Source organism: Mesorhizobium sp. B2-4-17 (assembly GCF_006441275.1).
Classification (GTDB): domain Bacteria; phylum Pseudomonadota; class Alphaproteobacteria; order Rhizobiales; family Rhizobiaceae; genus Mesorhizobium.
On the sequence record NZ_VFUX01000012.1, the window covers coordinates 109,949 to 128,522 of the forward strand.

At 64.3% G+C, this 18,574-nt stretch carries 18 protein-coding genes and 1 pseudogene; 7 read left to right on the forward strand and 12 right to left on the reverse strand.

Features of this window, described 5'->3' with window-relative positions:
* Positions 1-62 precede the first annotated feature (62 nt).
* Positions 63-3,239, forward strand: coding sequence for an efflux RND transporter permease subunit (locus FJ548_RS11810; RefSeq protein WP_140777948.1), 3,177 nt, complete (start codon positions 63-65; stop codon positions 3,237-3,239).
* Positions 3,240-3,359: 120 nt separating this feature from the next.
* Positions 3,360-3,518 carry a DUF3309 family protein gene (locus tag FJ548_RS11815; RefSeq protein WP_140608213.1) on the forward strand — a complete coding sequence of 53 codons (159 nt, stop codon included), beginning with the start codon at positions 3,360-3,362 and terminating at the stop codon, positions 3,516-3,518.
* Between the two features lie 52 nt (positions 3,519-3,570).
* Here the strand turns inward: FJ548_RS11815 and FJ548_RS11820 are convergent, their stop codons facing one another.
* Positions 3,571-4,530, reverse strand: a complete 960-nt coding sequence (locus FJ548_RS11820; RefSeq protein ID WP_140608211.1) for an SDR family oxidoreductase — start codon at positions 4,528-4,530, stop codon at positions 3,571-3,573.
* Between the two features lie 152 nt (positions 4,531-4,682).
* Between FJ548_RS11820 and FJ548_RS11825 the strand changes: the two are divergent.
* Positions 4,683-5,106, forward strand: a pseudogene (locus FJ548_RS11825) (hypothetical protein).
* Here FJ548_RS11825 and FJ548_RS11830 read toward each other — a convergent pair.
* The 3 genes from FJ548_RS11830 to FJ548_RS11840 form a co-directional block, all read right to left on the reverse strand.
* Complete coding sequence (locus FJ548_RS11830) at positions 5,070-6,245, reverse strand: MFS transporter (protein WP_140608209.1); 1,176 nt, start codon at positions 6,243-6,245, stop codon at positions 5,070-5,072. The pseudogene FJ548_RS11825 and the gene FJ548_RS11830 sit on opposite strands and share 37 nt — an antisense overlap.
* A 427-nt stretch (positions 6,246-6,672) precedes the next feature.
* Positions 6,673-6,981, reverse strand: a complete 309-nt coding sequence (locus FJ548_RS11835) for a DUF1244 domain-containing protein (protein ID WP_140608207.1) — start codon at positions 6,979-6,981, stop codon at positions 6,673-6,675.
* A gap of 17 nt (positions 6,982-6,998) precedes the next feature.
* Positions 6,999-7,796 carry an N-formylglutamate amidohydrolase gene (locus tag FJ548_RS11840; protein ID WP_140777949.1) on the reverse strand — a complete coding sequence of 266 codons (798 nt, stop codon included), beginning with the start codon at positions 7,794-7,796 and terminating at the stop codon, positions 6,999-7,001.
* Between the two features lie 269 nt (positions 7,797-8,065).
* Between FJ548_RS11840 and FJ548_RS11845 the strand changes: the two genes are divergently transcribed.
* From FJ548_RS11845 to FJ548_RS11855, 3 genes are all read left to right on the forward strand, one after another.
* Positions 8,066-8,530, forward strand: a complete 465-nt coding sequence (locus FJ548_RS11845; RefSeq protein ID WP_181168781.1) for a DUF1036 domain-containing protein — start codon at positions 8,066-8,068, stop codon at positions 8,528-8,530.
* A complete protein-coding gene (pyk, locus tag FJ548_RS11850) occupies positions 8,527-9,960 on the forward strand; it encodes a pyruvate kinase (RefSeq protein ID WP_140608201.1) in 1,434 nt (477 codons plus the stop codon). The genes FJ548_RS11845 and pyk overlap by 4 nt, the downstream gene beginning before the upstream one ends.
* Positions 9,961-10,237: 277 nt before the next feature.
* On the forward strand, positions 10,238-10,891 hold the full coding sequence (locus FJ548_RS11855; protein ID WP_140777968.1) for a L,D-transpeptidase: 654 nt from the start codon (positions 10,238-10,240) through the stop codon (positions 10,889-10,891).
* Between the two features lie 38 nt (positions 10,892-10,929).
* On the opposite strand, the gene FJ548_RS11860 is transcribed toward FJ548_RS11855, so the two are convergent.
* The 3 genes from FJ548_RS11860 to ykgO form a co-directional block, all read right to left on the reverse strand.
* Positions 10,930-11,997 carry an alpha/beta hydrolase gene (locus tag FJ548_RS11860; RefSeq protein WP_140777951.1) on the reverse strand — a complete coding sequence of 356 codons (1,068 nt, stop codon included), beginning with the start codon at positions 11,995-11,997 and terminating at the stop codon, positions 10,930-10,932.
* Between the two features lie 87 nt (positions 11,998-12,084).
* Complete coding sequence (locus tag FJ548_RS11865; protein WP_140777952.1) at positions 12,085-12,684, reverse strand: hypothetical protein; 600 nt, start codon at positions 12,682-12,684, stop codon at positions 12,085-12,087.
* A 109-nt stretch (positions 12,685-12,793) separates the two neighbouring features.
* Positions 12,794-12,919 carry a type B 50S ribosomal protein L36 gene (gene ykgO, locus FJ548_RS11870; protein ID WP_006327841.1) on the reverse strand — a complete coding sequence of 42 codons (126 nt, stop codon included), beginning with the start codon at positions 12,917-12,919 and terminating at the stop codon, positions 12,794-12,796.
* A 242-nt stretch (positions 12,920-13,161) separates the two neighbouring features.
* Between ykgO and FJ548_RS11875 the strand changes: the two genes are divergently transcribed.
* The gene (locus FJ548_RS11875) at positions 13,162-13,578 is read left to right on the forward strand and encodes a lysozyme inhibitor LprI family protein (RefSeq protein WP_140777953.1); all 417 of its coding nucleotides are present in this window, start codon (positions 13,162-13,164) and stop codon (positions 13,576-13,578) included.
* Positions 13,579-13,622: 44 nt separating this feature from the next.
* Here the strand turns inward: FJ548_RS11875 and FJ548_RS11880 are convergent, their stop codons facing one another.
* The 5 genes from FJ548_RS11880 to FJ548_RS11900 all read right to left on the reverse strand — a co-directional run bounded on the left by FJ548_RS11880 (position 13,623) and on the right by FJ548_RS11900 (position 18,567).
* Entirely contained in the window at positions 13,623-14,696 is a 1,074-nt protein-coding gene (locus FJ548_RS11880; protein ID WP_140777954.1) for a 5-(carboxyamino)imidazole ribonucleotide synthase, read from the reverse strand.
* Positions 14,693-15,190 (reverse strand): 5-(carboxyamino)imidazole ribonucleotide mutase, encoded by a 498-nt coding sequence (purE, locus tag FJ548_RS11885; RefSeq protein ID WP_140777955.1) that lies wholly within the window; start codon positions 15,188-15,190, stop codon positions 14,693-14,695. The genes FJ548_RS11880 and purE overlap by 4 nt, the downstream gene beginning before the upstream one ends.
* 318 nt (positions 15,191-15,508) lie before the next feature.
* Positions 15,509-16,420: an anti-sigma factor gene (locus FJ548_RS11890; RefSeq protein ID WP_140608193.1), complete on the reverse strand. Its 912-nt coding sequence runs from the start codon at positions 16,418-16,420 to the stop codon at positions 15,509-15,511.
* Positions 16,417-16,956, reverse strand: coding sequence for a sigma-70 family RNA polymerase sigma factor (locus FJ548_RS11895; protein WP_140608191.1), 540 nt, complete (start codon positions 16,954-16,956; stop codon positions 16,417-16,419). The genes FJ548_RS11890 and FJ548_RS11895 overlap by 4 nt, the downstream gene beginning before the upstream one ends.
* A gap of 405 nt (positions 16,957-17,361) precedes the next feature.
* Positions 17,362-18,567, reverse strand: a complete 1,206-nt coding sequence (locus FJ548_RS11900; RefSeq protein WP_140608189.1) for an aminotransferase class V-fold PLP-dependent enzyme — start codon at positions 18,565-18,567, stop codon at positions 17,362-17,364.
* Positions 18,568-18,574: the final 7 nt, after the last annotated feature.

The window sequence follows — 18,574 nt, forward strand, 5'->3', positions numbered from 1 at the left end:
GCGGCGGACTTGTCCGGCGCCTGGTCAGTTCGCCGCTCCGAAGAAAACAGCAGGTCCAATTCATGGATATCGTCAGACTCGCAATCAACAATGCCCGCCTGACCATCTCGGTGCTGGTCTTCCTTCTGCTTGCCGGCTGGGTCGCTTATCAGTCGACGCCGAAGGAAGCGGAACCCGACGTTCCGATTCCGATGATGTATGTCAGCCTGGTCTACCAGGGCATTTCGCCGGAGGATTCCGAACGGCTCCTCTTGCGCCCGATGGAAAGCAAGCTGAAAAGCCTGAAGGGCCTCAAGGAAATGCGCTCGGCCGCCTTCCAGGGCGGCGGCTATGTGCTGGTCGAGTTCCAGCCACAGACCAACCTGGCGACGGCGCTGCAGGATACACGCTCCAAGGTGCAGGACGGCAAGGCCGACCTGCCGCAAGCGGCCGAAGAACCTGTCGTCACCGAGGTCAACGTTTCCGAATTCCCGGTGCTCGTCGTCACGCTATCCGGCGAACTGCCCGAGCGCGTGCTGGCCGCCGCGGCGCGCGAACTGCGCGACCGCATCGAGGAAGTGCCCGGCGTTCTCGAAGGCTCGCTGCAGGGCTCGCGCGACGATCTTGTCGAGGTCGTCATCGATCCGATGAAACTGTCTTCCTACGGCTTGCAACTCGACCAGCTGATCGGCGCCGTCGGCGCCTCGAACAGCCTCGTCGCCGCCGGCAACATCGAAGGTTCGCAGGGTAAGTACGCCGTCAAGGTGCCATCGCTGATCGAAACCCCCGAGGATGTGGCGGCACTGCCCGTGGTCGCCGGTCCCAATGCCGTGGTGCAGGCCAAGGACATCGCGATGATCCGCTCGACCTTCGCCGACGCCACGACGATCACGCGCCTCAATGGCAAGCCGGCCATCGCCATCGAAGTCAAGAAGCGCATCGGCGCCAATCTGATCGACACGCTGACCAAGGTGAGGGAGGTGTCCGACGCCTTCGTCAAGACGATGCCCGAGGGGATGCACGTCACCTACACACAGGACAAGTCGGTCTTCGTCAACCAGCTGCTCGGCGATCTGCAGAATCACGTGATGATCGCCGTGATCCTGGTGTTCATCGTCATCCTCTACGCGCTGTCGGGCCGTGCCTCGCTGCTGATTGGCCTCGCCATTCCGTCGTCCTTCCTCATCGGTATCCTGCTGCTCGCGATGATGGGCTACACGATCAACATGATCGTGCTGTTCAGCCTCATACTGGCTGTCGGCATGCTGGTCGACGATGCCATTATCGTCACCGAATTCGCCGAACGACGGATGAGCGAAGGCATGCCGAAACAGGAAGCCTTTGCGCTTGCCGCCAAGCGCATGGCCGGTCCTGTCATCGCAGCGACCATGACGCGCATCGCCGCCTTCTCACCGCTGCTGTTCTGGCCAGGCATTATCGGCGACTTCATGAAGTATATGCCGATCACGCTGATCGTCACGCTTTCGGCCTCGATGCTTTATGCACTGGTTTTCGCGCCGACGCTGGGCGCGATCTTCGCCAAGGCGCCGGAGCATCACGAGGACGACAGCCGCGACGGCTGGTATATGGCTGTCGTCAAGCAGGCGGTGCGCTTCCCCATTACGGTGATGGTGCTCACCGTCGTTCTTCTGGCCAGCATCTTCGTTGGCTACTCGAAGTACGGCGCCGGAGTCGAGTTCTTCCCGAGCGTCGAACCGGATTACGGACTGCTCTATGTGCATGCCCGCGGCAACCTTTCGCTCGCCGAAATGGATACGGCGACCAAGATCGCGGAAAACAGGCTGCTCGGCTGGCCGGGTGTGAAGTCCGTCTACACCCGGGTCGGCAAGTCCCAGGGCGGCGGTCAGGATGTGCCCGAGGACGTCGTCGGCGTCATCCAGTACGAGTTCATCGACTGGCGCGAGCGCAAATCGGCCAACCAGATCCTGAATGATCTGCGCGGCGTCATGGCCGGCATTCCCGGCGTCGACGTCGAGGTTCGCGTGCCGGAAGCTGGCCCGCCGACCGGCAAGCCGATCCAGATCAGGCTTTCGGCCGTCGATCCGAAGGGATTGGACGAGAAGGCGCGCGCGGTGGCGGCGCGCATCGCCAAGGTGCCCGGCGTCATCGACATTTCCGACGGCTTGCCGCCGCCCGGCGTCGACTGGGCGCTCGAGGTCGATCGTGCCAAGGCTGCCCAGTATGGCATCAGCCCGACCTCGGTTGGCACCGTTGTGCAGCTCGTCACCAACGGTCTGAAGCTGTCGGAATACCGGCCCGCCGGCGCCGACAAGGCGGTCGACATCCGCCTGCGCTTGCCGGAGGATCGGCGCACGCTGTCGACCCTCGACGAGCTCAGGGTGCAGACCTCGCAAGGATCGGTGCCGATCTCCAACTTCGTCGTCCGCAAGGCGAAGCCGAGCGTCGGCGTCCTCCATCGCATCGACGGCGCGCGCACCGTGGTGGTGCAGGCCAACGTCGCCGCCGGCGCCCAGGTCGCCGCCGTACAGCAGGAGGTCACCAAGGCCGTCGCCGACATGGGTCTGGGCAGCGGCATCCGCTGGAAGCTGGCGGGCTCGAACGAGGACAGCGCGGAGGCCAGTGCCTTCCTAAGCAAGGCTTTTGGCGCAGCGATCTTCCTGATCTTCCTGGTGCTGCTGGCGCAGTTCAACAAGTTCACCAGCGTCTGGCTGGTGCTGTCCTGCGTGGTCATGGCGACTATCGGCGTGTTCCTCGGGCTGCTGATAACAGGCGAGACATTCGGCATCGTCATGTCGGGCATCGGTGTCATCGCGCTGGCCGGCGTGGTGGTGAACAACAACATTGTGCTGATCGACACTTATGACCGGCTGCGCGAAGAGGGTTGGGACAAGATGGATGCCGTGCTGCAGACCTGCCGCGAGCGTGCGCGACCGGTGGTTCTGACCGCGGTGTCGGCGATCCTGGGTGTGCTGCCGATCGCCTTCGGCCTCGGGCTGGAAATCTTCCATCACGAGACGACGATCAACGCACCGTCGACGCAGTGGTGGATATCGCTGTCCTCGGCGATCGTCTTCGGCCTGTCCTTCGCCACCATCCTGACACTGGTGGTGACGCCATCGATGCTGATGGTGTTCACCCGCGCCAAGGTGAAGCCTGGCGCCAGGCGCGGCTGGTTCAGCCGGCTGTTGCGGCGCGGCAAGGGCGAGATCCCATCGGACGCGCCGACAGCGGAGGCGGCCACCGAGCCGGCCATCGCCTTCCCGAAGGCCGCCGAATAAGCAGGCTTGCCGATCTGACCGGCAAAGGCCGCACGGAACATCCGGGCGGCCTTTTGCATTTTGTCCTCACGAGCAATGCGAAGCATCGTCTCGGGAGCAATGCAGAGCGGGGATTTCGTCATGCCGATCATCACCATTGTCATCATCGTCCTGATCCTTGTGCTTATCGGTGCGGTGCCGGCCTGGCCGCATTCGCGCTCCTGGGGGTACGGACCTTCGGGCATAGTCGGTGTGGTGCTGGTGGTGGTTCTGGTGCTGCTTTTGATGGGGCGGCTCTGAGCCGCCTTCGGTTCGAGGAGAGGCGTGGGCGAACTTGGCCCGCCAACCTCATTCAGGCGGCGTGCAAATGGCCATTCGCGGTGGCGATGCCGATATCCTCGAGGGCTTCGGCGATAGCCTGATCGAGCGGCGTATGGGGTATCTCACCGATGATGCCCTCCAGCCGCGTCGAGGCCAGCCGATGCGGTTCGAAACGCAGATAGGACATCGAGACGATCTCGCGCCACATTGCCACGAACGGGCTGCCGGCGCGCAGCACCCACCACGCCATCGCGCTCATCTTCAGCGGCCGGCCGAGTGCTTTCTCGGCGGCGGCCTTGATTTCCAGATCGGTGACCGCGTGGCCGGGAAAGTTCAGCGCCTCGTAGGAGCCGAGCTTGTCGAGATTGCGCGCCAGCGCCACGAAGCCCACGGCGAAGTCCGGCAAATAGGCCCATTCATGCATGAGGTCGGCCGGGCCGGGCGCGGTGTAGATGCCCTTGGTCATCTTGGCGGCGACGATCAGGTCGAACCATGAGCCGCTGCCGGTGCCGCCGAAGAAGTCGCCGGCCCGCAGAAGAATCGTGCGGACCCGGCCTGCTTCGGCTTCATGGCGGAACAGCTCTTCCATGGCACAGCGGATGCGGCCCTTTTCAGTCGTCGGATGGAAGGGCGTGTCTTCCGACAGCACGGCCGGCATCGGCGAACCGTAATTGTAGATGGTACCGGGAAAGAGATGCAGCGCGTTGTTCGCATAACAGGCCGCCATGACGTTCCGCGCCATCGGCAAGCATTTGCTCCAGTCGGTGTAGATCGGGCTGAGGCCGTTGAAGACGATATCGACACCCTCGGTGGCGCGGATCAGCGATTGACGGTCCAGCGCATCACCGGCAACCGCCGTGGCGCCCTTGAGTTCAGCAGGCACCTTGCCGGTGCGGGTGACGGCGCGGACGTCGAAGCCGGCATCGATGAAGGCTTTGGCAACCACGCGGCCGAGCCGGCCGTTGGCGCCGAGAATTGCGATCTTGGTCATGTCAGTACTCGTGGTTGGTGTTGCAGTCCGTATCGCTGTTTGCATGGCGAATATGAGTGCCTCATTGATGAATTGAAATTGGCCATGAACGTAGGCTTGATATTCATTCTTGAATGGATGATATCGACTAGAACCCGATCGAGAGCTTCGTCATGGTGGCGGAAACCGGCAGCCTGTCGGCAGCAGCGCGAAAGTTATCCGCCACTCAGCCGACGCTTGGCGGCAGATCGGGAGTTGGAGGAGGCGCTGGCGTCACGCAGTCCCGGCGCGGGCGAAGACGCTATGCGCTCACGGAAGCCGGCCCCGCTGTTCGAACGCGGCAAGGCGGTCAGCGAGCAGGCGAGTGGGAAGCGTTGCGGACGGGAAAACGGTATCGGCCTCGGCCAGCAACGGCTGGCCGAGCGGGATCCGCTGGTGGAGAAGGTGCTGCCCGGCCTGCCGCTGCCGAACCTGCCAATGTGGCTCGCCATGCATCGCGATGTGCGCGGCAGCGTGCGCATCGGCCGCGTGGCGGATTTTCTCCATGAGGAACTGAAGCGCTATTCGGCGGGTGCGGGCGCGAATTCGGCCCGGTGAGCCAGTCCGGCCATCAGCAACACGACGATCAGCAAGCCCGCCATGGCGATGAAGATCGGGCCGAAGCTGAAATGCTCGGCGACGAAGCCGATCGCCGACGGCGCCACCAGAATGCCGGAATAACCCATGGTGGTGACGACGCTCATGCCGGTGCCCGACGACATGCCTTCCTGGTTGCCGCCGGCCGAAAAGATGATCGGCACCATGTTGGCGATGCCGAAGCCGCAAAGCGCAAAGGCCGCGATGGCGAGCCAGGGCGAGGGCGACAGGCCGGCGACCAGCATACCGGTGGCGGCGACAACGGCCGAGCCGCGCAGTGTCGTCACCGCGCCGAAACGGTTACGCACGCCATCGCCGAAGAAACGCATGATCGCCATGACGCCGGAGAAGGCGGCGTAGGCGAGACCGGCAACGGCAAGGTCGGCGCCGAGTTCCTGCCGCAGATACAGCGCCGCCCAGTCGAGCACGGCACCTTCGGAAATCATCGTCAGCAGCGCCATCAGGCCGATCAGGTAGACGAGCGAATTCGCCGGCAAGGTGAATTTGTGATGCTCGGCAGCCTGCGGCTTATGTTCGGCCACGACATGAGGCACCGCCGCCGCGATTGCCGCGAAGGCAAGCGCCGTCACCACGGCGGCGTGGGCGAGATGGCCATAATTCTGGATGGCGAAGCCGCCAAGCGCTCCGCCGGCGAAGCCGCCGAGACTCCAGAAGCCGTGCGAGGAGGACATGATTGCGCGGGACAATTTTCGTTCGACGACCACCGCGTTGGCGTTCATGGCGACATCCATGCCGCCGATCGAGCCGCCGAAGATGAACATGGCGATGGCCGCCAGCGGCACGTTGGGCGCCAGCGCCACGACCAGCAGGCCGAGGCTGCCGCAGAGACCGAACCAGCGCAGCACGGTGCGCGAGCCGTGTTTGGAGATCAGGTGGCCGCACCAGGTCATCGCGGTGACCGCGCCGGCGCCGAACAAAAGGATCAGCAGGCCGAGCGTGAATTTCGAAATGTCCAGCCGGGTCAGGAACACCGGGATCTGCGGCGCCCAACTGCCGGTCAGGAAGCCATTGGCGAGGAAAACAGCGGCCACGGCCCATCGCCCGCGAATGGCAGTCTGCATGGCGTTCGACGCGTTCATAAGGCGAATCCGGTCAGAAAATGGCTTTGCGCGGCAAATTAGATCGATTCAATTTTCAGTCAAGCACCGCGCAAAAGGAAGTGTTTGGACCAAAGGGAGCGACCAGGGGGTCGGTTTCGTTCGAGGCAGGCTGCGGCGTTGGAGGTTGGCAGAAACGCCTCTCCGGGCGAAGCAAGGAGCGAAGCGACGCGGCGCAGACCCGAGGATCCATGCCGTGACCGAGGAGCGCCGCTAGATGCAGAATGTTCCCTGGTTGCGCCGTTACGATCATATTCTGGACCGCGGTGCTCTTCGGCAGCCGTCACGGAATGGATTCTAGGGTCTGCGCCGCGTCGCTTCCCGACTGCTTCGCCCTAGAATGACGAAGCCGCAAACTTCGTCCCGCGTCGGAAGTAGGTGCCGGAGGCTGGTGGCCGTCTAAGGTTCGCTAGTGGTCCTTGGGACGCCTCGCTTCGAACTCGGCCTTTTTGGCATCCGAAGCTTCGGTTTGATTGAGCGCCTGCCAGTCGGCATAGGGCATGCCGTAGACGATCTCGCGCGACTGGTCCTTGCTGAGATCGACGCCCTCGGCATTCGCCGCCTCGCGATACCAGTTCGACAGGCAATTGCGGCAGAAGCCGGCAAGGTTCATCAGGTCGATGTTCTGCACATCGCTGCGGTCCCTGAGGTGCTCGACCAGCCGGCGGAAGGCCGCGGCCTCGAAGTCGCGCTTCTGCTCGTCATTGAGTTCGGTCATCGTAAGCTCCTTACGGCTTAAACCGGCCCGGTGCGCGAGCCGAATTGCCTGACCACATGTATATCGGCACGGCGGTCGATGGCGTCAACGATCGGGGCCAGGCGCTCGGCCCAGGCGAGGATACCCTTCTGGTCCGATATCAGATCCTGGCGGATCTCGATGAGCGCGTGGGCATAGCCGTTGACGATGGCATGCTTGAACATGGTGTCGCCGCGCAGCGCGCCGTCATAGGGTTCATTGTCGCCGACGACGAGGATCTTATCCTCACCGAGCATATCGATCAGCGGCCGCGCAACCCGGTCGTCCCGGTCCCACAGGATACCGACGTGCCAAGGACGTTGGATCCCTTGCATGACCGGCGTGAAGGAATGCACCGAAAAGATGAACGGCGCCTGCCCGGAAGCCTGCGCGACCGAAGCGATCATTGCGGCAACGGCGTCGTGATAAGGCCGGTAAAAGCGGTCGAGCCGTCTTTCGCGTTCCTCCGGCGCCATGGGATAGTTTCCCGGCACGATCGTGCCGTCATAGAGCTGGCGAATGAGGGTCGGATCGTCCTCGCCGCGGTTGGGGTCGATCAAAAGCCGCGAGAAATTGGCGATCACCGCGGGCACGTCGAGCAAGGCGGCGAGTTCGCGCGTCACCGCCTCGACGCCGATGTCATAGGCGATATGGCGGTCGAACTCGGCAGCCGGCAGTCCGAGGCTGCCATAGTCGTCGGGCAGGTCGCGGCGGGCATGATCGGCCAGGAGCACGATGCCTCGCTTGCGGTCGCCCTCGACAAGGTCGAACGGCGCGAAAACTGTGGATCGGGTCATTGGCAGGAAATGGTCTGTTCGCTGGCTTCCGGGGAGGGTGCTATCGTCATTCCACGAAGACGACGCGTGCGCAATGCCGTTGTTTGGCCAAGGTTTCCGCCGAAATCTGGCAAGGGGCGACGGAAAGCGCGCCGGGAGCCTTCCTAAATCGATTGGAATTGGTCAAAACGGCGCGTTGACATGCGCTCGGACTTTTCCGAAAAGGGCGCAGAGAGATGCAGATGTGGTTCTTGAGGGGTTTTCGGATGGGTTCCGCCGGCAGGCAGCGCATGCGCCCTGCCTTTGCCATGCCGCTCCTGATCCTGACCGTCGGCATGTCGGCAATGGTCATGGCTTCGCCGGCACGCGCCGATTTCCGCGTCTGCAACGCCACGCAGAACCTGGTCGGCGTCGGCATTGGCTATCGTGCCAAGGCCGGCTGGATCACCGAGGGCTGGTGGCACATTGAAGGATCGAGTTGCAAGACGTTGATCGAAGGGCCGCTGTCATCAAGGTTTTACTATCTTTATGCAGAAGACGCCGAGCGTGGTGGACGCTGGGACGGCCCGATCAACATGTGTGTGGCTGAAAAAGAGTTCAAGATCGCCGGCGTAAACGACTGCGTCGCCCGGGGCTTCCAGCGCGCCGGATTCCAGGAATATGACACGGGCGAGCAGGCAAGCTGGATGGTCCAGCTGACCGATGAGCCCGCAACGGGAGGCGCCCCAGCCACCCTGGGAATCAATAGTCAATGAGACGTAGCCGCAAGGTCAAGATCCTAGCCACAATCGGCCCCGCCTCCTCCTCCGAGGAGATGCTGAAGAAATTGTTCGAAGCGGGCGCCGATGTGTTCCGCATCAACATGAGCCACACCGATCACGAGCTGATGCGGACGCTGGTGGGCCGTATCCGCGCCGTCGAGGAAAAGGTTGGCCGGCCGATCGGCATCCTGGCCGACCTGCAGGGCCCCAAGCTGCGTGTCGGCAAGTTCGCCAATGGCAAGGAAGTGCTGACATCCGGCCAGACCTTCACGCTCGACGACAATCCCGAGCCCGGTACGTCGAACAGGGTCTATCTGCCGCACCCCGAAATCCTGAGTTCGGTCGAGGCTGGCGATCGCCTTTTGATCGACGATGGCAAGCTCGAGCTGAAGGCGGTGAAGAGCAACGGCAAGTCGATCACCTGCACTGTCGTCGCCGGCACCACGATTTCCGACAAGAAGGGCGTCAGCCTGCCCGATACCGACCTGCCAGTCGGCGCGTTGACCGAGAAGGACCGCAAGGATCTCGACGCCGTGCTTGCTACGGGCGTCGACTGGGTCGCGCTGTCCTTCGTGCAGCGGCCGGAGGATCTGGCGGAAGCGCGCAAGATCGCGCGCGGCCGGGCTCTGATCATGGCCAAGATCGAAAAGCCGCAGGCGGTTGCCAGGCTGGCCGAGATCATCGACCTATCCGACGCGCTGATGGTCGCCCGTGGCGACCTTGGCGTCGAGATGCCGCTGGAAGCCGTGCCCGGCATCCAGAAGCAGATCACGCGCGCCGCGCGGCGCGCCGGCAAACCGGTGGTCATCGCCACGCAGATGCTGGAATCGATGATCACCGCGCCGGTGCCGACCCGCGCCGAAGTGTCCGACGTTTCGATCGCCGTCTTCGAGGGTGCCGACGCCATCATGCTGTCGGCCGAATCGGCGGCGGGCGCCTATCCCGTGGAAGCGGTGGCGATGATGAACCGCATCGCCACCAAGGTCGAAACCGACCCGACCTATGCCGGCATCATCAACGCCCAGCGCTCTGAGCCGGAAGCGACCGGGGCGGACGCGATTTCGCTGGCCGCCCGCGAAATCGCCGAAACGCTGAAACTGTCGGCGATCATCACCTATACCGCGTCCGGCACCACCGGGCTGCGGGCGGCGCGCGAACGGCCGCAGGTGCCGATCGTGGCGCTGTCGCCGATCCTCAACACGGCCAGACGGCTGTCGCTGCTGTGGGGCACGCACTGCGTCGTCTCGCCCGACGCCACCGATCTCGACGACATGGTCAACCGCGCCTGCCGCATTGCGCTGGAAGAGGAATTCGGCAAGCCGGGCGATCGCGTCATCATCACCGCCGGCGTGCCGCTCAGGACGCCGGGATCGACCAATATGCTGCGCATCGCCTATGTCGGATCGGAAGCAGCCGGCCGGTAAGCCCAGCCTTTCCTGACGGAAGCATATCTCGCGCCCTGTGCGTAGCTCACTGTGGCAGCGATACAACAGAGGCTTGGACAATGGTCCTGGCCTCTGTCTGGACACGGGCTTGCCGTGATCGCCTCTACAAGACGCGGTCGAGTGGCGCTAACAGTCGCCCTACCCGCCAGCATCTCCCATTTTGAAAGTGTACTTCAATGTCATCTCTCGTTTCGCGCGGTCGCTGCTGACCGGGCTGTCGCTTGTCGGGGTTTCGGCGATCTCGGCCTATGCCCAGATGCCCAGACAGCCGATCAGCGCGGCCAGTTCCTTCAATCCCGCGCCGCTTGAGCCGACACCGGAAAAGGCGCCGATCGAACAGGCCGCGCCTGAAATCATGGGCCCGGTGTCGCCCGACTATGCGAGCATGTACAGCGCGGTCGGGGATGGCGGCCATGCGTTGCCGGCTATACCCTTCACCAAGGTCGACGAACGGTTTCTGCGACAGATGGTCGACGATCCGACGGGCGAGAAACCTGGAACGATCGTGGTCAATACGACCGACAAGTTCCTCTGCTTGGTGCTCAAGGGTGGCAAGGCCATGCGCTATGGCGTCGGCCTGGGTCGCCAGGGCTATTCCTGGAAGGGACGTGCGATCGTCCAGTGGAAACGCAAATGGCCGACCTGGACGCCGCCTTCGGCTATGATCCGCCGGGATCGGAAGCTGGAAAAATGGCGCCAGGGCATGGAGCCCGGCGTCAGCAACCCGCTCGGATCTCGCGCTCTCTACATCTTCAAGGATGGCGTCGACACGCTTTACCGCATTCACGGGTCGCCGGATTGGAAGTCCATCGGCAAATCCGCTTCGTCCGGCTGCGTACGCATGTTCAATCAGGACGTCATGGATCTTTACCAGCGCGTTCCCGGCAAAACGCCGCTGCTGGTGATCTAACTTGTGGCGCTGCCTGCCTGAGGAGGCATCTTCCCGCCTCAGGTCGGTGCAAGCTCGGTCTCCGGCAGCTTGATATCGGCACATCGGCCCGCCCCGTCGGCGTCGCCGGCGATCCGCCTTTCCACTGCCCTGGCCATCGCCTCAAGATCGATGTCCTTGCCGGCGACCTTTTCGATGGCGCCGACGACGAGGTCAGGGGCGATCCAGTCCGGCTTGTGGCCGAGATTGCCCACCCAGACAAGTTCGGCGCCGGCGATGTCGCGCACCAGGCCGACGGAATGGATGTGAGCGTAGACGACCTTGTCCCGGTCGCCGGAGATGACCACGGTCGGCGCCTTGATCTCGTTGTAGCGTGGCGCGGCGCCGAGCGCATAGCGGTAGAGCCCGGCAACATCGCTGGCATTGGCGCGGAAGGCTGCCGGCCGCAGCACCAGCGGGATCGACGCTTTGTCGATATAGTCGTCCGGCACCTTGTTGGGTGAGAAGACGCAGGTCGTGGCATCGGCAATCCGCACTGTTCCGGCGGGATAGGTCAGCGTTTCGGAGAACAGCCGGCCGATCACCGGAAGCATGGTCAGGTCGTAGTACCAAGATGTCGCGCCGCCCGGCCACGGATGGGTCGCCGGCGCCAGGAAGATCAGTCCGAGCATCTTGTCGGGATGTTCGAAGCCGAATGCCGATGTCACCACGCCGCCGAAGGAATGGCCGACGATGACTGCCTTGCGGATGCGCAGATGATCCATCAGCGCGGCGAGGGTATTGGCCTGCGCCGACGGGTCTTCATTGGTGCCCGGTCCGCGCCCGGACCAGCCGAATCCCGGCCGGTCGAAGAACAGCATTTCGGCGCGGCCTTCCAGCAGCGGCCTCAGCGGCAGCATTTGATCCCTGAGATTGGCGCTGGCGCCATGAATGAAGACGACCGGCGGCAGGTCCGCGTCGGCGGGGGCGGGAATATGGACGTAGTGAATACGGGCGCCGCGGATGTCGGCGAATTCACCGATGGACGGATTACGGCGTTCGATCAGCCACGAGCCGATCCGGGTGACGCCGACAAGGACGAAGACAAGCGCCAGAAGGAAGGCGAAGGCGGTGTAGAGAAGGTTCATGGAGATTCTGCAGTAGGCAGTAGGCGGTAGGCGGTAGGGGAAAGGGCATCTCAGCTTACTGCCTAATCCCCATTCGCTACTGCCTAGTCAAATTCCTTCGCCGGCGAGCTCTTCCGAAAGGGTGGCGACCTGGTTCTGGGCGCTGCGCATCATCGGATAGATTGCCAGCACCCTCTGCCAGGCTTCGAGCGCCGATTGCTTATGGCCGGTCAAAGCCATGATCTGCGCCAGGCCCGCAAGCGCGCCGAAATGGCGGGGCTCCAACTGCAGCGTATGATCGATGTCGGACATCGACTTGCTGTAGTTCTTCATCATGAAATGCACCGTGGCGCGCCGGTTCCAGCCTTCGGCATAGGTCGGCTGCAAGATCACCACCTGGTCGAGGAAATCGAGCGCGACGTCGAATTTCTGGTTCTCGATCGCCTTTTGCGACCACTGCATCATCAGGTCGATCGAAGCGCTGCCGGAGTGGAACCATTCGTTCCAGATATTGCCGGCGATGCGTTCGGCGGCCTTTTCATTGCGCTCGCGCTTGAGGTCGGCGAACAGCTTGTCAAGCCGGGCCTGTTTCGTCAGCGGCGCGGCCGGAGCTTCCGGGGCCGCCGGTGCGGTGGCCTGATCGTCCGCCAAGGCGGGCACGGACAAAGAAACAGGCAACGCGATCAGAAATGCAAAAAGAATCCGCATCGCCCGACTCTAGTCCCCGGGCGGCGGAACATCAAAGTGATTTTGCGTGAGAACGGTCGGCAGGCCGACAAGCATCAATGGCGGAGGCGGTCAGCCTCCACCCGAAAGCTCAGCCCTGGCGCGCCTTGTAGCGCGGGGCGGTCTTGTTGATGATGTAGACGCGGCCCTTGCGGCGAACCAGCTGGTTGTCGCGGTGACGCGCCTTCAGCGCCTTGAGCGAATTCTTGATCTTCATGGTCTTGCCTGTCGATGTGGACCCGGTCCCGGGTCGAAATTTTAAGGCGCGCCAGAAGACGCGCCTTTTGAACGGTGGGTGGCTCATAAACGAGGAGGCTTGCCCATGTCAACCGTGAGTCAACCGCAAGCATGCCGCGCATCCCAATATCATCAAATATCCGCCATGTCGGCCCTGCGGCATTGCACGGTTCCGGGCCGGCTGGAATGATGCCGTAGATTTGAAGTGATTTGGGGACGAGCATGCGCCGAACATTCCTGTATGCCTGGCTGGTCGTGCTGGCGGCGACCGCAGCCGTCCGCGCCCAGGAATGCGACCGCTCCGACGACAGCCAGCAGATGATGAACATCTGTGCCGGCGAGGACTACCAGGCGGCCGACGCCAGGCTCAACAAGGCTTATCAGGACCTGATCGGCTCCGACGATGCCGATGACAAGAGATTGCTGCAGGCGGCACAGCGCGCCTGGATCGCCTTCCGCGACGTCGAATGCGCGCATACCACGGCCGCCAGTCAGGGCGGCTCCATCCATGCGCTGGAGGTTTCGCAATGCCTGACCAGGCTGACCAACGAGCGCATCAAGCAGCTCGCCGCCTCGGCCAATTGCCAGGAGGGCGATGCGAGCTGCGCCAGTCCCGACGACAGTGACGAGGTGGAGTAGTTTGCCGGCCTTGGGCAGCCATTGCAGGGCGTGCGTGAGCGGCTTTACCGGCGGCCGATCCGGGTGAAATGACCCATCTTGCGGCCGGGCCTTGCCTCCGCCTTGCCGTAGAGATGCAGCATCAGGCCGGGCTCGGCGAGCAGGGCTGGGACGCGCAGCACGTCGTCGCCGATCAGGTTTTCCATCACGCAATCAAAATGGCGGTCCGGGCTGCCGAGGGGCAGGCCGGCAACGGCGCGGATGTGCTGCTCGAACTGCGAAACGATGCAGGCGGCTTCGGTCCAATGGCCGGAATTGTGGACACGCGGCGCGATCTCGTTGGCGAGCAGCGAACCGTCCGCCAGCACGAAGAATTCGACGCCGATGACGCCGACATAGTCGAGCGCCGACAGGATCTTCGCCGCCGCTGCCTGTGCTGCCTCAGCCGTTTTGGGCATGACGGCAGCCGGCAAGGTCGATGTGTGGAGAATGCCGTTGCGGTGCACATTCTCGGCCGGATGATAGGCGGCGACCGTGCCGTCCAGCCCGCGCGCCGCGATCACCGAGATCTCGCGCTCGAACGGCACGAAGCTTTCTAGGATCAGCGGCACATTGCCCATCGCCTCGCAGGTGCCGGCGAAGCCGCCGGCTTCCATGTTGCGGAAGACGCGCTGGCCCTTGCCGTCATAGCCCATGCGCCGGGTCTTCAGGATGCCGCTGCCGCCGAATGCCTTCAGCGCCGCCGTCAATTCGTCGTCAGTGTCGACCCGCCGGAAATCGGCGGTGGCAATGCCGATGCCATTCAGGAATGTTTTCTCGCTCACACGGTCTTGCGCCACGTCCAGCGCGCGTGCCGGCGGATAGACCGCGACCCTGGCGGCGAGCGCTTGTGCCGCGGCAACCGGAACATTCTCGAACTCATAGGTGACAACGGAACTTGCCGCCGCCAGTTCGGCAAGGGCGGCCGGATCGTCATAGGCGGCCGTTATCTGCCGGTTGGCGACCTGGGCGGCCGGGCAATCCGGCTGCGGCTCCAGGACCACCGTGCGGTAGCCGAGACGGGCGGCCGCCATCGCCAGCATGCGGCCGAGCTGGCCGCCGCCGATGATGCCGATGGTCGATCCGGCGGGCAGGCTCATGGCGTATCCGTCGGCTCAGCCGCGACCTTGGCGGTCTGCGAGGCGCGCCAGGCATCGAGCCGCTGGGCGAGCTTGTCGTCGTTCAACGCCAGCACGGCGGCTGCCAGCAGGGCGGCATTGGCAGCCCCCGCCTTGCCGATGGCCAGTGTTCCCACGGGAACGCCGGCCGGCATCTGGACGATCGAGAGCAGCGAATCCTGCCCCGACAGCGCCTTCGATTCCACCGGCACGCCGAATACCGGCAGCGGCGTCATGGCGGCTGTCATGCCGGGCAGGTGGGCGGCGCCACCGGCGCCGGCGATGATCACCTTGTAGCCGGCCGCCTTTGCGCCCTTGGCGAAGTCATAGAGCCGGTCGGGGGTCCGGTGTGCCGAGATGATCAGCCGTTTGTGCGGGATGCCAAGCGCTTCCAGCGTTTCAGCGGCCTGGCGCATGGTCGCCCAGTCGGACTGGCTGCCCATGATGATGGCGACGTCGGCGCGTTGATCGTCCAAGCTTCTGCTCCCCGGCGACAAAGGCGCGCATTAGCGGAATTCGGCGGCGACGGCAAGGATGAGCAGCGTTGGCCGCGTCCCGGCAAACCCGCGCCGATGTTACTTCATCAAGTGTCTGGCGAGAGCCTCATAGGCCGGCAACGAGAATAACCGGATGAAATAGCTGCCGGCGAGGACTGCGCGCCGCGCGGCGTTTCTTGCCCGAATGGGCAGCTCCTGTTCAGGCGACCGAACCAGCGACCGCCGGTCTTCCCAGCCGTCGGCGGCGCGAATGCTCGCGTCCACAAGGATCGTTTGGGCCGTTTTCCTGAAACTGGGTCATACCGCCGCCTTGCGGAAACGGGCGACGAAGTCGTCGAGTTCCGGCCGCTCCATGTCGGAGATCGCCCAGTAGGAGAAGGCGCCGTCGCTCCATTGCACCATCGAGAAGCCGCCCGAGGAAAGGTCGTTGGGCTGGGTCACGCTGCCGCGCTGCTGCGGTTCGGCGACCAGCGTGATCAGGTGCTCGCGGTGGCGGTAGACCAGTGCCGGCACCGGCCGGCCTGATATCACCTCGACCCGACCTCCGATCAGCGCGTAGCCGTCCTGGGCAAGGTCCGGCGCCGGCGGCGACACGCCGATGCGGGCATCGAGCCACGGCTTGACCGTATGGCGATCGGACGAGACGATGTCGGTCGGGCTGGCGGCAAGCAGGCTGCGGCGATGGCCGCTGGCGACGGCCGCGGCAAAGCCGTCATCCGCGCCGCTCTGCATCACCCATTGCGTGGCTCCACTGGCCAGCACGGCGCTGATCATGATAGACGCGGCAAGAGCGCGCCAGTCGAACGAGCCGAAGCGGCGTGCCCCCGGCGACGACCGCGTCTGGGACGGGCGTGTCCCGGCTTCCCGTCTCTGGCCCGCGCCGGCGCCCACAATCGATCCCGGCGGCGCCAACGGTGCGCGCTGCTGTGGCTCTGTCGCCTCGGCTTGCTCCTGCTGTTCGGTGGCTGCCATGCCGATCGCCGCGATACGGGCCCGGAAGGCGTCGCTGACGTCGGGGCGCGGCAAACGACTGACCGTGGCGCGCAAGGCAACGATACGGGCATGTTCGGCGGCAAGCCGGGGGTCGGCGGCGATGCGGCGCTCCACGGCAAGGGCGGCCGCGGCATCGAGTTCTCCGTCAACAAGGGCGTGGATCATAAGCCTGATACCTTCGGGATCATTGGGCAGTCCATCGTCATGGCTGGTCATGGCGCTCTCCCCAGGTCGGACGCAAGCAGGCCGCGGGCGCGCGCCAGCCTGGACATCACCGTGCCCATCGGCACGTCGAGCATGGCCGATATCTCGCGGTAGCTGAGGCCGTTGATGTCGCGCAACACCAGCGTTTCGCGAAATGGCTGCGGCAGCGCCGCGATCGCCGCTTCTAGTGCGGCCGTGTCGGCCCTGGCGATCAGGCTCGCCTCCGGGCCATCCTCGTCCGGCAGGCTGGTGCCATGGGCCGCCGCCATGTCGTCGAGATCGCCGAGGTCGCCGACGGCCATAATGGCGCGCGGCCGGTTGCGCGACATCCAGGTGTAGGAGGTGTTGCGCACGATGGTCAGCAGCCAGGCGCGGGCGCTGCCGCCGGCATAGCCCGATATGCCGGCATGCGCCTTGATGCAGGCATCCTGCACGACATCCTCGGCATCGGCGGCGTTGCCGGTCAGCCAGCGGGCAAGTGACAGCGCGTCGCCGAGATGCGGCAGCACCACCTCGTTGAAGCGTTGCGCCAGGGCCCTCTCGCTCAAAGCAGCACCATAATCCGATACTCCGGGAGGAACAGGCCGTGCGCTTTCAAGCAAGGACGCTGATTTCGTCCTGCCTGCGCGGGCGAGACCCGCCGAAACAGGCAACGCCGCCTGCTGTGGCGAAAGTGAATTCATCTGCGTCACCAGTGTCAAGCGCTACGTGAAGGCGGGGCGCCGTAGGGGAAAGAGCGGTGACGTTCATGCACGCCAGCATATGGCGACGGCTGAAGCCGCGACCATATTTGCCGCCGTCCGCGCGATGGGCCATGCCGATCTCCTCAGCGCCAGCAGTGGCGCATGCCGAGGAGACTTGTCGCGACCCCAATTTATTCCCGCCGCCGGTTCACAGTCGCGTGATCGGCCTGATGCAACCGGTGAATTTTACCGGTGGTCGGTGTCTGGCAGTCAATCCGGCCAGCGCAAAGCGCCTGATGAATCCTTGCGCGCGGCTTTCATCGCGTCGGCTGGACGATCCTTCGCGGTCAGTATGGCCCGTAGCTGTTCGGCGACGATGTCTGCTTCGCCGGGATGAAGGTTGCAGGGGTCGAGGAAGAAATGGCCGCGCTCGACCTCGTGGTTGCGCACGATGATCGGCTGCGAACCCGCGGCCAGCGCCGAGGCAAGGCCGGCGGCGGTGAAGCGGCTTTCCGGCCGCACGAAGACCTGCAAGCGGTCGAGCGGATTGGCGGTCGGATCGGGGATGATCTCGGCTGATATGCCCGGCAGGCCCTGCAAAGCGCCTTTCCAGAGATTGAGCACGGCTTCCTCGCGCCGGCGGATACCGGCGTGATCGCGCTTCTCCCAGGCCTCCAGTGCCGCCATGGTGCCGGCTATGCTTTCCTTGCCGACCTTCATGGCGCGCGCGACGCCGCGGTTCTGCAGATAGGCGGCACGCACGAGGTTCTTGCGGCCGGTGACGATGCCGCTGGTCGGCCCGCTCAGGAATTTGTGGCCGCTGTAGATGACGATGTCGGCGCCGCGTGCCAGGAAACCGCGCAGGTCGTATTCGGAAGCGGCATCGACGATCACCGGCACGCCCCTGGCGTGGCAAATCTCGCAGAACTGCTCCAGCGAGAGCATGCCGTACTGCACCGTGTGATGCGCAACGACGTAAAGGCCCGCCGCGGTGTGGTCGTTGATCGCCTCGCGCACGTGATAGTCCTGCGTCACGCTGACAGTGCCGGCAGGCACCACCTTGGCGCCGGCCACGCGGACCGACTGGTCGATCGGCGCGCCGTAATTGACGATGTGGCCTAGCTGGATGACGACCTCCGATTTGAGCTCGCCGGTGTCGTCGGGCAGGCGCTCGATGGCGAGCAGGCTGGTTCCCGTCATCGCGCCGGCGATCGCCATGGTGATGCCGCTGGCGCAGCAGGCGGTGATGAAACCGGCCTCGCCGCCGGTGAGGCGTGCGACAACCGTGCTCGCGGCACGCTGCAGATCGTCCATCTCCACCCATTGCGAGGCGATTTCGGCCATGGCGCTGATCGCCTCGGGGACGATGATGGATGCGCCGAGCGTGGTCATGGTGCCGGAAACATTGATGATCGGCCGCAAGCCGAGCCGTTCGCGGATGGTGGTGTTGGAGCCGTTATCGGAATAGGTCTTCATGTGAGTG

Coding starts and splice junctions, on each gene's coding strand:
- FJ548_RS11810 (WP_140777948.1), top strand. CDS start 63: ATGGATATCGTCAGACTCGCAATCAACAATGCCCGCCTGACCATCTCG.
- FJ548_RS11815 (WP_140608213.1), top strand. CDS start 3,360: ATGCCGATCATCACCATTGTCATCATCGTCCTGATCCTTGTGCTTATC.
- FJ548_RS11820 (WP_140608211.1), bottom strand. CDS start 4,530: ATGACCAAGATCGCAATTCTCGGCGCCAACGGCCGGCTCGGCCGCGTG.
- FJ548_RS11830 (WP_140608209.1), bottom strand. CDS start 6,245: ATGAACGCGTCGAACGCCATGCAGACTGCCATTCGCGGGCGATGGGCC.
- FJ548_RS11835 (WP_140608207.1), bottom strand. CDS start 6,981: ATGACCGAACTCAATGACGAGCAGAAGCGCGACTTCGAGGCCGCGGCC.
- FJ548_RS11840 (WP_140777949.1), bottom strand. CDS start 7,796: ATGACCCGATCCACAGTTTTCGCGCCGTTCGACCTTGTCGAGGGCGAC.
- FJ548_RS11845 (WP_181168781.1), top strand. CDS start 8,066: ATGCGCCCTGCCTTTGCCATGCCGCTCCTGATCCTGACCGTCGGCATG.
- pyk (WP_140608201.1), top strand. CDS start 8,527: ATGAGACGTAGCCGCAAGGTCAAGATCCTAGCCACAATCGGCCCCGCC.
- FJ548_RS11855 (WP_140777968.1), top strand. CDS start 10,238: ATGCCCAGACAGCCGATCAGCGCGGCCAGTTCCTTCAATCCCGCGCCG.
- FJ548_RS11860 (WP_140777951.1), bottom strand. CDS start 11,997: ATGAACCTTCTCTACACCGCCTTCGCCTTCCTTCTGGCGCTTGTCTTC.
- FJ548_RS11865 (WP_140777952.1), bottom strand. CDS start 12,684: ATGCGGATTCTTTTTGCATTTCTGATCGCGTTGCCTGTTTCTTTGTCC.
- ykgO (WP_006327841.1), bottom strand. CDS start 12,919: ATGAAGATCAAGAATTCGCTCAAGGCGCTGAAGGCGCGTCACCGCGAC.
- FJ548_RS11875 (WP_140777953.1), top strand. CDS start 13,162: ATGCGCCGAACATTCCTGTATGCCTGGCTGGTCGTGCTGGCGGCGACC.
- FJ548_RS11880 (WP_140777954.1), bottom strand. CDS start 14,696: ATGAGCCTGCCCGCCGGATCGACCATCGGCATCATCGGCGGCGGCCAG.
- FJ548_RS11890 (WP_140608193.1), bottom strand. CDS start 16,420: ATGACCAGCCATGACGATGGACTGCCCAATGATCCCGAAGGTATCAGG.
- FJ548_RS11900 (WP_140608189.1), bottom strand. CDS start 18,567: ATGAAGACCTATTCCGATAACGGCTCCAACACCACCATCCGCGAACGG.